This window comes from Nocardioides luteus (genome assembly GCF_015752315.1).
Taxonomy (GTDB): Bacteria; Actinomycetota; Actinomycetes; order Propionibacteriales; family Nocardioidaceae; genus Nocardioides.
The window spans coordinates 5,180,903-5,192,554 of the sequence record NZ_JADOVJ010000001.1 but is presented as its reverse complement, the minus strand read 5'-3'; the positions used below and the strand labels follow the sequence as shown (position 1 = coordinate 5,192,554).

Annotated in this window: 16 protein-coding genes; 15 read left to right on the top strand and 1 reads right to left on the bottom strand. The window is 62.9% G+C overall.

Annotated elements, in window-relative coordinates; all coding sequences use genetic code 11:
* The first annotated feature begins 39 nt into the window (after positions 1-39).
* From HD557_RS24895 to HD557_RS24870, 6 genes are all read left to right on the top strand, one after another.
* Positions 40-327 carry a WXG100 family type VII secretion target gene (locus tag HD557_RS24895; RefSeq protein WP_008356172.1) on the top strand — a complete coding sequence of 96 codons (288 nt, stop codon included), beginning with the start codon at positions 40-42 and terminating at the stop codon, positions 325-327.
* Positions 328-647: 320 nt separating this feature from the next.
* A complete protein-coding gene (locus HD557_RS24890) occupies positions 648-935 on the top strand; it encodes a WXG100 family type VII secretion target (RefSeq protein ID WP_008356184.1) in 288 nt (95 codons plus the stop codon).
* Positions 936-1,058: 123 nt separating this feature from the next.
* On the top strand, positions 1,059-1,379 hold the full coding sequence (locus HD557_RS24885; RefSeq protein WP_008356174.1) for a hypothetical protein: 321 nt from the start codon (positions 1,059-1,061) through the stop codon (positions 1,377-1,379).
* A gap of 34 nt (positions 1,380-1,413) precedes the next feature.
* On the top strand, positions 1,414-2,619 hold the full coding sequence (locus HD557_RS24880) for a hypothetical protein (RefSeq protein WP_196875840.1): 1,206 nt from the start codon (positions 1,414-1,416) through the stop codon (positions 2,617-2,619).
* Positions 2,620-2,698: 79 nt separating this feature from the next.
* A complete protein-coding gene (locus HD557_RS24875; RefSeq protein ID WP_008356177.1) occupies positions 2,699-3,349 on the top strand; it encodes a hypothetical protein in 651 nt (216 codons plus the stop codon).
* The gene (locus HD557_RS24870) at positions 3,346-3,945 is read left to right on the top strand and encodes a protein TPRXL (protein WP_196875839.1); all 600 of its coding nucleotides are present in this window, start codon (positions 3,346-3,348) and stop codon (positions 3,943-3,945) included. The genes HD557_RS24875 and HD557_RS24870 overlap by 4 nt, the downstream gene beginning before the upstream one ends.
* Positions 3,946-3,967: 22 nt before the next feature.
* On the opposite strand, the gene HD557_RS24865 is transcribed toward HD557_RS24870, so the two are convergent.
* Entirely contained in the window at positions 3,968-4,408 is a 441-nt protein-coding gene (locus tag HD557_RS24865) for a DUF3592 domain-containing protein (RefSeq protein ID WP_196875838.1), read from the bottom strand.
* 245 nt (positions 4,409-4,653) lie between these two features.
* Between HD557_RS24865 and HD557_RS24860 the strand changes: the two genes are divergently transcribed.
* From HD557_RS24860 to HD557_RS24820, 9 genes are all read left to right on the top strand, one after another.
* Positions 4,654-5,109, top strand: a complete 456-nt coding sequence (locus HD557_RS24860) for a hypothetical protein (RefSeq protein WP_196875837.1) — start codon at positions 4,654-4,656, stop codon at positions 5,107-5,109.
* A gap of 251 nt (positions 5,110-5,360) precedes the next feature.
* The gene (locus HD557_RS24855; RefSeq protein ID WP_008356184.1) at positions 5,361-5,648 is read left to right on the top strand and encodes a WXG100 family type VII secretion target; all 288 of its coding nucleotides are present in this window, start codon (positions 5,361-5,363) and stop codon (positions 5,646-5,648) included.
* Positions 5,649-5,756: 108 nt separating this feature from the next.
* Positions 5,757-6,107 carry a flagellar protein FlgN gene (locus HD557_RS24850; protein WP_008356186.1) on the top strand — a complete coding sequence of 117 codons (351 nt, stop codon included), beginning with the start codon at positions 5,757-5,759 and terminating at the stop codon, positions 6,105-6,107.
* A 47-nt stretch (positions 6,108-6,154) separates the two neighbouring features.
* The gene (locus HD557_RS24845; RefSeq protein WP_008356189.1) at positions 6,155-7,246 is read left to right on the top strand and encodes a ribose import ATP-binding protein RbsA 1; all 1,092 of its coding nucleotides are present in this window, start codon (positions 6,155-6,157) and stop codon (positions 7,244-7,246) included.
* A gap of 173 nt (positions 7,247-7,419) precedes the next feature.
* The gene (locus HD557_RS24840; protein ID WP_196875836.1) at positions 7,420-7,941 is read left to right on the top strand and encodes a hypothetical protein; all 522 of its coding nucleotides are present in this window, start codon (positions 7,420-7,422) and stop codon (positions 7,939-7,941) included.
* Positions 7,934-8,659, top strand: a complete 726-nt coding sequence (locus HD557_RS24835) for a hypothetical protein (RefSeq protein WP_196875835.1) — start codon at positions 7,934-7,936, stop codon at positions 8,657-8,659. The genes HD557_RS24840 and HD557_RS24835 overlap by 8 nt, the downstream gene beginning before the upstream one ends.
* Position 8,660: 1 nt before the next feature.
* Complete coding sequence (locus tag HD557_RS24830; protein ID WP_231380445.1) at positions 8,661-9,290, top strand: protein TPRXL; 630 nt, start codon at positions 8,661-8,663, stop codon at positions 9,288-9,290.
* 293 nt (positions 9,291-9,583) lie between these two features.
* The gene (locus HD557_RS24825) at positions 9,584-10,804 is read left to right on the top strand and encodes a hypothetical protein (RefSeq protein ID WP_196875833.1); all 1,221 of its coding nucleotides are present in this window, start codon (positions 9,584-9,586) and stop codon (positions 10,802-10,804) included.
* 3 nt (positions 10,805-10,807) lie between these two features.
* Positions 10,808-11,650, top strand: coding sequence for a hypothetical protein (locus HD557_RS24820; RefSeq protein ID WP_008356198.1), 843 nt, complete (start codon positions 10,808-10,810; stop codon positions 11,648-11,650).
* Positions 11,651-11,652 lie beyond the last annotated feature (2 nt).

Here is an 11,652-nt window from a genome sequence, read left to right as displayed (position 1 = left end):
GGCGTCACCTCATGAAAATCCCGGGAGAGGCAACAATCGATGAGTGACTTCGGCGCAACATACGACGAGATGACCGGCACCGCCGACAAGCTCGACCAGGGCAAGGACACGATCGAGTCGGCTCTGGACGAGTGCCAGGGCTATGTGGACGAGCTCGTCCAGGACGGGTTCAAGACCGAGAAGGCGTCGGGCAAGTTCCAGGACGGCTACACCGAGATGACCACGGGCCTCAAGGACGCCATCGCAGGTGTCGAGGACATGGCACAGGCCCTGCGCGACATGGCGACCGCCATCCAGGACCTGGACTCGCAGCTCGCCGGCGGCTGAGCCGCAACGCTTGCCAGATGGTGGGCCGGCCTACGCCGGCCCACCATCAGCGTTCTCGGACAGGTACTGCGGTGTCGACTCTCGCCGGTACCTCCCCCCAGAATCAGCAGAGACTTTACTTTCAAAGATGTTTAGAACTGGACGTAGCGGGTAGGACTACCGCGACGACGTTGATCGCCTGGATCTCGGACCACACCCGGGACGACGGTGTCGGCTCGTCGGGTTCACGCTCCACGAACACGTGATGCGTGAGCGAAGGTGACGAACGGCGCCGCAATGGGTGTCGTGAAATGGGAAAATCGCGGGAAAGGCGATGATCGATGACTGACTTCGGGGCAACCTACGACGAGATGACCGGCACTGCCGACAAGCTCGACCAGGGCAAGGACACGATCGAGTCCGCCCTCGATGAGTGCCAGGGCTACGTGGACGAGCTCGTCCAGGACGGGTTCAAGACGGAGAAGGCGTCGGGCAAGTTCCAGGACGGCTACACCGAGATGACCACGGGCCTCAAGGACGCCATCGCTGGCGTCGAGGACATGGCGCAGGCCCTGCGTGACATGGCCACGGCGATCCAGGACCTGGACTCGCAGCTCGCCGGCGGCTGAGTCACAACGCTTGTCGGATGGTGGGCTGGCGTCTGCCGGCCCACCATCCTCCATTCTCGGTCACGCGCCTACGGTGACGACCCCCGCTGGCGCGCTTCTGTAACCACGTGAAAGGTGCGTGCCATGGCGGACATTTTGATCAAGATCTCCGAGCTGGAGACGGTCAGGACCTCATTGGACTCGATTGTCCAGGAGTTCGAGAACGCCACGAGTAGCTCCGAAGACCTCGAGGCTGACATCGGCGACCCGTTCGATAGAAGCGAACTGCGGGACAAGGCCTGTGAGTTCGAAGAGCGCTGGGATGACAAGCGCGATGAGCTCAAAGAGAGCCTGAAGAAGGTCAGCGAGCACATCAAAGGCGTCATCGACGGGATCGAGAACTGGGACAGCGAAACTGCGCTGCAGTTCGAGCCCAAGAGAGAAGTTGCCCGACCCGCGTCGTAAGCGCTGGTGAAAGGAAGAGCATATGTTCGGTGGCATGCCGGATTCCCCTAGGGGGCGCGAGATCAAGACGGTCGAGGGAACTCCGTCCGGGATCATCGAGCGAGGCAAGGAGATCGAGCGCCTCGGCAAGATGATGGACACCTCGGCCGACACGCTGCGGAGCATCAAGGAAAACAGTTTCGCTGGTGGTCAGCAAGAGGGAAAGGCGATCGAGAAGCTTCAGGAAACCATTGGTGAATCCTATAAGACTCTCGAAGAGGCGGCTGACCTCTACAAGCCTGTGGGCCCCGTGCTGGTGAAGTACGGCGAGATGCTGGAGACCTACAAGCCGCAGATCGACAGCACGGCGCGGAACTGCAGCGACCTCTGGGCTACATACGAGAGCCTTCCGGGAGACAAGGACGACAGCACCACCGAGGACGACGGTGGTCTTCTGGGCATCGGCGACACAGACAAGGAAGAGGCCGCCGAGAACAAGGCCAAGAAGGAAGCGTACGAAGCCTGGGAAGATGAGGCTGAGCAGTTCGACACCTGGTACGGCGTTTGGGAGGACGCGTTCGACGAAGCGGTCACGGGTATCTCAGACGGCCTTTCCGGCTCCATCGAAGATGGATTTTGGGACAACTGGGGCGACGTCATCGAGGTTCTCACCGAGATCCTCAGCTGGGCTGCGCTTATCGTCGGCGTGGTAGCTCTCTTCTGTGGCGGGTGGATCGTCGCGCTCGCAGTCGGCTTGGCGATTGCTGCCTTCTTGCTGACCGGCATCAAATACCTCAATGGCAAGGCCTCCGGACTCGAACTCTTGCTGGCAGGACTAGCGATTTTCCCCGTCGGAAAGATCACGAGTCTGACGAAGTTCGCGCAGTTTCCCAAGCTCGCCAAGGCGGGTGGAATGATGAACGCGATCAGTCGCACATGGAAAGCCACGGGCGGTGGTCCGCTGCGTGAGCTGGCGAAAAACTACAACAAGCCGATCCGGCTCCTCACCAAGTCCGAGATCGGTGAGAAGCTGCTTGGTCAGGGCGTCAAGTCGATCCGCAAGGGAAACATCGGCCTCTACATCGGCAACCGCTCAGCTCTGGAGTCGGGCCTGGGGATGGTGCGTAACCTCTCCAAAGTCGACTCTGTGGCGAGCAGGGTCGGCGCGTTCAGCAGTCACTACGGCAGCGTGGCGACGGCGATCAGCAGCAGCGGCGGAGTCGACATCAGCATTCCGGGTCCTGTCGGAGCGTTCATCTAGTGGGGTCGTCATACGTAGCGGGCTCTAAGGCGATCGCCAAGGGACCCGTGCGTACGAACAATAGGAAGGGGACCCGATCTTGAGTTCGCTCGAGGGATGGTCACTAGGATTTGGTGAGGATGTCGACCTGCCCGGTTGGCTCTTCCTCCCGGAGGGGCTCGCACGCGACGAGCAGGAATTGTGGCTGCACTCGGCCACAGAGCTTCTGTGGGGTGTCATCGGCTCAGGTCCGGCAACCGAGGCTCGTGGCACCGAGACAATGGTTCGGTCCGTGCTCGCCGAGGGTCTCGCTGCTCGCGCCACGTCGGCGTCATATGCGATGTATCAGGTTTGGCCCGTCCTCGCTCCTGCAGCAGTGATGTGTCACGTCGACTTCGTGGCAAGCGAAGACCTTCCAAACTGGAGAGATCTCGACGGAGTGATTCACGCGGCTGACGCGCGATATCTCGGCCCCGGCCTTCAGTACTCGACGCGCCGGCAGGTCGACGGCCCTGAGGCTCCGATCGATCTGAGCTCGGTTCACTTCGTCTTCGACGATGGCGAAGTGGCACTGATGCTGACTTTGGAAGAGTCCATCTCGACGCTCATTGCGCACGCGGTGGTCGGATTCACCCGGCTGAAGGATGCATTGCAGGTGGTCAAGGCTGACGGCACGCCGTTCACCTCGACGGTGGTGCCGGACTACGTTCGCGAAGAGCAGTGGGTGCTCTCTGATGGTGGGGTGTCATGAACTTGCGGGAAGCATTGGGCGTGCCCGTCGTGCCCGAGTTCGAGCTCGAACTACCTGATGGCTGGGCGCGTCACGGCGTGGACGACGCTTCGCTCGAAGCGATGCTCGCTGCCGCAAAGCAGCGGTGCATGGAGGCGCACGCCGTCCACCTGTACGCAGAGGTGAAGGGTCAACTCGAGGCCGCCTTCGCGTCGATGCGTAAGGGTGGTGTCTTTGCCTTCTTCGCTCCGACGACTCCTGGTGATGGGACTCTGGCGATCCCGTCGTCGATCAATGCCTCCATCCGGAGCGGCGAACCGGGCCAGACGCTCGACAACTTGGTCCGAACCCTTATTCGCGACCACGGGGCGACGCCGCTACTGGGCGATCATCGGACCCTGCGGGTGGAGAAGGAGAAGACGACCCGGGTCGGGACTGAGATTGTCATCAACCATTCCGTCGTTTATCTCACCCCGATCCCGGGGGCCAAACGAAGGCGCGCACTTTCACTGGTGGCTGGTTTCGCCAGGACTCCTGATATCGACGCTGACTCGGAGTCGATCAACTCCGTGCGACTGCTGTTCGATGCCTGTGTCTCAACGCTGCAGTGGCGCTGATACGTGACGGATCATTGCGAACTCAGACTGAAACGACGTCCAGGGCGGCGATGACCAGGAACAGTCCCAACGCTCCAAGAACGATGAACACAGCGCCGCGGGTCAGCAGATTGACCAGAAGTGAGTTGGGGCCGACAAGTTCGCTCGATCCCGGGTTGTTCGGGTCGTACAGCGCCTCGACCACGTCGCCTACCTCAGGGTTCTTCAAGACTTCCGACTCACCTTGGTGCTGGCGACCCTGCGAATCGGTATATGTGTACTGAGTCTGAGTCACCTTCTCAGCCTCGACCGAACTGGTGGCGGATGTGCTTCGCTTAATTCGTCTCACGAAACGGACCGTTGCCTCGGTCCGGGTCCAACTGGCCCGGCGCATACTGCGGCGAATCCAAAGTATTGCCATGCAAACAGGCGCGATCAGCAGTGCGATGCCGATGACAAGTGCGGTGACTGATCCCGTATCCATGACTGTCCCTCTCAACGTTTTCGGAGGCTGCACATCATACTGTGTGCTCAGAGTCCGGTGAGAATGGGCATGAGGCTTCGGAGTCTGAACGGACACCGACGCGACGTCCGTGGACAGCCAGTGCGTCGCGGTTGTGCATTGGCGGTCGTTTGATCTTCCTGTCGTCTATGTCTTCCGCGAGTGGTTGTATTGCGGTGCGGAAGCTCTCTAATTGGTTGCGATCCATTCAAAGATTGAGGTGCACGGTGCGTCAGGCTAAAGAGGTTTCCATCCGAGTGTCGCGGGATGCCGGTGAGGTTTTCGAAGCTGCAGTCGGCGTAGTTCAAGGTGCGAAGGGCCGACAGATCTTGGCCGTGCACAATGAAGGACGCAAGCTCGTCGTCCGCGAGAAGCCGAAGTTCTCGAATCCGAAGTTCGTCCTCGTCGGGGTCACCGCTGACGGTGCGGGTTCACAGATGCACGTCGTGGTCGGTGCCGACCCTCGAACGCCTTCTGCGCTCTTGGACGGAACGATGAACGACCGAGCGTTGAAGAAGTTCGTCGAAGCGGTTCAAGCAGCGCTCGACGGTAGCGCTCCGGCGCCGGCGTCGCCGGTGACTAACCATTACCTCAAGAAGAAGACTCAGGTTCCGTGGCTCGACCCGAATCAGGAGCCGGAGATCGAGCTCGGTGGCAATCTTCTGGCCGTATACGGCCTTTGATCGCGCACCCTGTCGGATGCGAGTCGCTCGCCGGCCAAGTGGGACGCGCAGGGTGCCGACCCAGCGACGACCGTCTGACGTGGTATCAGTAGCCTTGCGGGCACCGTTGGAGGCCGGAACGTGAACTTCTGAACCGATGCCGCAACGGATTCGTTTTTACGCTTCACAAGCCTGTGCGGCGTGACTACGGTGACCCACGGTGTCCCGAGATCGGGCGCTGTGCAATGAAATCGCGGGAAAGGCAATGATCGATGACTGACTTCGGGGCAACATACGACGAGATGACCGGCACCGCCGACAAGCTCGACCAGGGCAAGGACACCATTGAGTCCGCGCTTGACGAGTGCCAGGGCTACGTCGACGAGCTCGTCCAGGACGGGTTCAAGACGGAGAAGGCGTCCGGTAAGTTCCAGGACGGCTACACCGAGATGACCACGGGTCTGAAGGACGCCATTGCTGGTGTCGAGGACATGGCGCAGGCTCTGCGTGACATGGCCACGGCGATCCAGGACCTGGACAGCCAGCTCGCCGGCGGCTGATCCATTCGCTTGATTGGGCGGGGCGACACGCGAGTGATCGCCCCGCCCGAGGCGGCATTTCGGCACTTTGACCGGGCAGATTGACGGAAGATCGAAGGGGAACGTGCGGTGGCGGACGTCAGGATCAAGATCGATACTCTCGCGAAGATCGCGTCGCAGCTGGACTCGATCGTCAACGAGTTCGAGAAAGCGGAAAGCCAGTCCGAAGAGCTGGAGGCCGACATCGGCAACCCCTACGGCCGAAGCGACCTTCGTGACAAGGCACAGGACTTCGAGGAGCGCTGGGATGACAAGCGTGACGAACTCAAGGAGAGCCTGAAGGAGCTCCAAGAGCACGTCAAAGGGGTAGTCGACGGCTTCGAGAACTGGGACAGCGAGACTGCCCTCCAGTTCCAGTCGAATACTTCGATCCAAGCCCCCGGGGCATCCGGCGGTGCTCCTTCGGGCTCCGCCGTCTAAGACGCGTATCCACGACACACCGGCTCGGACCTAGGAGCGCACAGACCATGGACTCGTCCCCTAAGGGCAGAGAGATCAAGACCGTAGAGGGCAACCCCTCCGGCATCATCGAGCGCGGGAACGCCATCGAGCGACTGGGCGAGATGATGAGCTCCTGCGCCGATGAGCTGGCGATGATCGCCGCCCACGATCTTGCCAACGGCGAGATGGACGGCAAGGCAGTGGAGAAGCTGCAGGAGAAGATCGGGGATTCCCACCAGACGCTCCGCGAAGCCAGCCAGCTCTATCGACCGGTCGGACCGATCATCGCGAAGTACGGCGAAGAGCTGCAGCAGTGGCAGCCGCTGATCAGGTCGCAGGTGGACACCTGCGAGGACCTGTGGGCCAAGTACGACGGCATGGAAGGTGCGCCGAACCACCCGTCGGGCGCCGGTCCGGAGGAAGGCAGCCCGGAAGCGCAGCAGGAGGAGGACGCCGCCGAGGCCAAGGAACAGGCCCGCAAGGACTGGGAGAACGCCGCCGAGACCTGGGACGGCTACTACGACTCCTGGGAAGACGCGTACGACGCTGCCGTCAGCGGCATCGGTAACGAGATGTCTGGGAAGATCGAGGACGGCTTCTGGGAGGTCCTCGACGACATCATCGCCGTCCTGGAGATCGTTGCGATGGTGCTCTTCGTGGCGAGCCTGTTCATCGCGGGACCGCTGGCGGCGATCGCGATGGCGGTGTCGGCTCTGGTGCTTCTTGCGAAGTCCATCCAGTTCTGTGCCGGAAAGTGTTCGCTCGTCGACCTCGGCCTTGCGGTTCTCGACGTCGTGCCGTTCGGCAAGTTCGGGAAGATGGCCGATGCGATCACTGATCTGGGCGCCGGCGCGTCCAAGTTCGCCAAGTTCTCGGCTGGGTACAAGGCAGCGGGTGGCGTCGGAGACGCCGTCAAGCTCAAGGCCTTCCCGGACATCATGACCAGTCTTCACGCCGGTCTCGACGTCGGTGACTTCACGCGGATCAGCTCGTACAGCAAGATGTGGGCCTCTGCCGGTGACATCCAGGGTGCGTTGGCGAAGCAGGCCAACTCGTTCTACAGCACGGTGAACACGATCCAGGGCTTGCCCGACTCGGCCGTCGACATCTTCGCCTGAGTGGTCGACCTCCATGCATGATGTGTGCTGCTAGGAGCTTGTAATCAAATCGGAGGACGACCGTGGTCGGAACGTGGCGGGCTGAAGGAATCCACCCACAACGCGAATGGACCTTTGTTCCCAGTGACCTGGGACAGGGCGCCGAAGCGTGGGTGTCGACCGAGTGTGCCCGAGTGCGGGAGTGGTTCGGGACCAACGCGAGCCGGCAGTCCGATGAGGACGTACGTCGCATCCTCACGGACTCTCTCGCCACCATCGGTGAGCCGGGCAGGCTGGTCACGATGCTTCACTGGCCGATGACTGTCCCCATCGTCAGCCGGGTCAGACTCGTCCTCGCGGAGGCCGGTGACCTCGACGTCCAGGCCTGGGAGAAGTCCGGGTTCGACGTCGACGAGTGCATCGGTGCGGCGATCGGCCCGGGTATCAAGTGCATCGCATCGCGGGACGAGAGCATCGACGGACGGGATCTACACCTGTCCACCGCGGTGTACGCCTTCAGCGGCGCCTCCGGCGGCGTGGGGCTGATCGTGGAGTCCGGCCTGCCCTTGGCCTTCCAGCTCACGATCACTCAGATGCCGATCATCCTCTCGAGCCTTTCACTCATCGACCCGGATGGTCGGACCTTCGAAGCCGACCCGGTTCCGGGTCTCACACGAAACCACGTTGACGAATGGGAGCACCTTTCCAATGCCTAAGGCGGCAGCGATTGATCCGGGTAACTGGGCAACGGTGCACAGCAACTTCGATCGCTTCGACATCAACGAGCTGAATCGAGTCGTTCTGGACTACGCGCAGATCGAGCTGGAAGCAGCCGAGAGGAAGCGTCGCCGCTCGGGTGCGGCGAACCTTGCTGCCAGGTTGATGTATTGGATCGCGCTCATCGGTCTGGCGGGACCGCTGTTCTCCGTGGCGATCTTTGCCAGCGGCGGAGGCACGAGGAAGCTCTCCGAAGACTTCTCGCCGGGTTTCGAGGTTCCGTGCGTCTACATCGGCTGTGCGCTCGGATTCCTGGCCCTGCTCTACCACTTCGTGCCGTGGGTCTGGTCGACTCACCGGCAGTGGGACCGATCCCTGTTCGGGTTCTCGGTCTTCGTACTGGTCTCGACCGTCCTGCTTCTGGTCCTGATCTTCATGAGCGACGCGGATGCCTACCCCCGGGTTCCCCTCGTGATCGCACCGCTGTTGCTGTTGGTTCTCGGCATCGCGGTGATCGTCGCGGAGTTCCGTCTCTACTCGAAGGAGAAGCCGCCGGCGGTCGACGTCAACGCGTTGACGTCGGACGAGCTCGACGTCCTTCTCGCCCTGCGGCGTCAAGCGCTGACCACGCTCCGCTCGCGTTCCATCGTGTCCTACGACGAATTCGATGCACTTGACCGCAGTCCTCTGACTGCGAGTGCTGACGGAAAGGCTTGAGATGTCTGTGAACGGCGCAGGCTCGTTGAGGGAGATGCTGGGTGCGCCCAAGGACCCGGAGTTCCACCTGAAGCTCCTCGACGGGTGGGAGCGCCACGTTCCGGACGCCTCCGACCGGGAGGCGATCGACGCCGAGATGAAGCGGCGCTGCATGGAGGCCAACCGGCCCGATCTGCACGCGCACCTTCGGATGCAGATGGATCAGGCGTTCTCCCTGATGAAGCAGCAGAACGTGATCGCCTACTTCGCGCCGACCGGGGCGCCAACCGGCGACGTCTACATCCCGGGTTCCATGTTCGCCACCATCCGGCGCGCGCCCAACGGCGAGAGCCTCGACGGATACGTGACGCATGCGATCCAGGCGTACGACGCCAAGCCGCTCTTCGGCGACAAGCGGTTCATCCGCTTCGAACGAGAGTCGACGAAGGATCTCCAGGGTGGCTCGATCGTCATGACCTCGATCGTTTATGTGACACCGATCCCTGGGTCGAAGCACCGTCGCGGTCTTCAGCTCACGGCATCGGTCGCGCGGCCCGCGGAGATGTCGGCGACAGACCCGTTGTTCATCGGCTGGAAGACGGCGTTCGACGTGTGCGCGTCGTCGCTTCGCTGGTCGCCGCCGCGGGCATAGCACGAGCGGGTTGCTGACATCTATCGCGGCAGCGACCAGATCTTCGGTGCGTACGTGGCCCCTGCGCTCGGGGTGATCGGCGCGAGTCTGCTTCTCGTTCTCGTTTGTATGGGACTGCACGTGTGGCAGGCAGTGAGCGAGCGAGAGTTCCGCAACTTCCTTCGGGAGCGGTGGCCCGTCCGGCCTCCGGGGGTCGGGCAGCGGAAGTCCGACGAGGCGACGAACGCGACGTAGGTCTTGGATCGCTAGCCTTACCCCGGCTTTGCGAACCTACAGATGACGGGATGTGAGCGGTGACTCGGGGAATCGCAGCGATGACGGCGGCCACGGCGGCCCTGGTTTCGGGTTGCAGCGTTGGTGCTCCGCCCAAGGACTTCGCGATCGAGGACGCGGTCCTCGCGATGCGAGTGCACGAGGGCGGGGAGGACTCCAGTTACCTCGTTCTGGTCTCACCGGAGGGGAAGACTCGAGCGATCGAGCTCGACGGTGTCGAAGGCGCCGGGATCTCCTGGACGGAGCATGGGATCACGACCTCCGACCCGAAGCACGACTATGTGATCGACGAGTCCGGGCTCACCGACCACAAGCGTACGAGTGGCGGTGAGTCTCTCGAGACGAGTCAGGAGTGGTACCGCGTGCAGGTTGGCGAGGGGACGTTGGTCGGCTTCAGTCCCGCAGACTCGTCCAAGGATTCGTTCGTGACCTACATCGACGATGACACGGGCGAGGCGACGACCCGAGTGTCTCCGTACGGTGGTACGTCGACCGCGGCGGTGTGTGGTGAGCGCGTGTTCTCCTCTGGGCGGGGCACCGACACCAAAGCCTTCGAGGACGACAGCGAGTCCGTCCCGGAGAACCAGCTGGACCGCGCCGCACTGACGTCGGCCTACCCGCATGACGGTACGGACATCTTGAGCAGCTTGGAGCCTTCGACCTTCCCGGGCACGACGTCGCCGTGCGTCGACGGCATCGTCTACGAAGGGTGGGAGAACGACGCTGACCAGCACCTCGTACGGGTCTGGAACACCGTCAAGGGAACGCCCGCAGCGCGAGTCGCCGTCGACCACGAGATCGTCTACCCGGCGGACGACGACTCATCACGCATCGGCGGACCTGATCGGGTGACGGTCTCGGACGGACAGCTCTTCTGGGTCGTCGACAACACGATGTGGAGCGCACCGGTGCCGACCACCGAGGCTGCGCCGATTCGTGCCCGCAAGGTGGTTTACCTGCCGGGCTCCGTCGGGCTCGACGCGGAGGTGCTGGCGTACTCGGCGAACGCCGCCTACACGGTCACGAACGAGACCGACCTGCACAAGCGCTTCACCAGGCGTCGAAGTGATCGTGTGTGGACAGAGCTGACGGAGTTGAGCCTGGTACGCACGGATCTGGCCACGGGGAAGCCGTCCCTGGCGTTGGAGGTGGACATGGACGACGTCGACTTCCCGACCAAGGACGCCAGTGTCACTGCTCTGGCGATCAACCCGGACTGGCTGGCCAAGAGGGGGGAGTAGCTGATGGCCGAGGTGCCGAAGGTGCTCGCGGCGTGGGCGCGCAAGACCGATGAAGCAGAGAAGGTGTGGGCTCGGGAGGCGGTCGACAGCTGGGCACGCGTGGCGCCGTTCTCGCAGCCGTTGAACTGGGGGGAGGCGGAGGCCGCGGTGCTCGATCGCGACTATCCGCCGCTGCCGGGAATGTTCGCGCTGAAGCTCGTGGGCTTGGTCGGCGTGGGCTTCCTCGCTCTGCTCGCTGCCCCGTTCTACGGGGCCGCTTTGATCGGGCTCGTTCTGGTTGCGCTCGCCCCAGCGCAGAGCACCGGTGCGGAGGGGCTGCTGTGGCTGGCCAGGCTCGCCTTCGGGCTCGCGATCATCATGGCCGGCCTGGAGCTCTCCACGTGGTGGGGGACGCGTCGGCGAAGCGCCTACGGGGTGGCGACCGCCGCTGTCACCGCGATCGGAGCGGGCGCGGCGTACGTCTTGGTCCTGATCCTCGATCTTCCTGAGATGGCCTGGCTGGCTGCGTTGGCGCTCGTCGCCGCGATTCTCGGAACCGCACGTCTGGTTCTCGAGCTGGTCTCCAAGCCGGAGGGCGGTGCGAAGAACCGGAAGCCGCCGCCGCGTGGGCCACGAGGTTCGAGCCAGCGGTTGCGGGCGAGCAAGGCGCGCGACAGGCTCCTGGAGATCCTCATCCAACGTCGGCTGGTGACGGTGGACGAAGGAGACAAGATCCGGCTTCGTGAGATGCCTCTGGGCTACTGGTCGGAGCTCGACGGGTTGGACGAGCGGGAGTGGCGGCGGGTTCTGGAGTATCGCCACGTCGGATGGCGTGAGTTCGACGCGAGCGACGAACAGGTTCGCTGACC

Excerpts from the sequence above, each read along its gene's own strand:
- HD557_RS24895 (WP_008356172.1), top strand. The coding sequence starts at position 40 with ATGAGTGACTTCGGCGCAACATACGACGAGATGACCGGCACCGCCGAC.
- HD557_RS24890 (WP_008356184.1), top strand. The coding sequence starts at position 648 with ATGACTGACTTCGGGGCAACCTACGACGAGATGACCGGCACTGCCGAC.
- HD557_RS24885 (WP_008356174.1), top strand. The coding sequence starts at position 1,059 with ATGGCGGACATTTTGATCAAGATCTCCGAGCTGGAGACGGTCAGGACC.
- HD557_RS24880 (WP_196875840.1), top strand. The coding sequence starts at position 1,414 with ATGCCGGATTCCCCTAGGGGGCGCGAGATCAAGACGGTCGAGGGAACT.
- HD557_RS24870 (WP_196875839.1), top strand. The coding sequence starts at position 3,346 with ATGAACTTGCGGGAAGCATTGGGCGTGCCCGTCGTGCCCGAGTTCGAG.
- HD557_RS24865 (WP_196875838.1), bottom strand. The coding sequence starts at position 4,408 with ATGGATACGGGATCAGTCACCGCACTTGTCATCGGCATCGCACTGCTG.
- HD557_RS24855 (WP_008356184.1), top strand. The coding sequence starts at position 5,361 with ATGACTGACTTCGGGGCAACATACGACGAGATGACCGGCACCGCCGAC.
- HD557_RS24845 (WP_008356189.1), top strand. The coding sequence starts at position 6,155 with ATGGACTCGTCCCCTAAGGGCAGAGAGATCAAGACCGTAGAGGGCAAC.
- HD557_RS24835 (WP_196875835.1), top strand. The coding sequence starts at position 7,934 with ATGCCTAAGGCGGCAGCGATTGATCCGGGTAACTGGGCAACGGTGCAC.
- HD557_RS24830 (WP_231380445.1), top strand. The coding sequence starts at position 8,661 with ATGTCTGTGAACGGCGCAGGCTCGTTGAGGGAGATGCTGGGTGCGCCC.
- HD557_RS24820 (WP_008356198.1), top strand. The coding sequence starts at position 10,808 with ATGGCCGAGGTGCCGAAGGTGCTCGCGGCGTGGGCGCGCAAGACCGAT.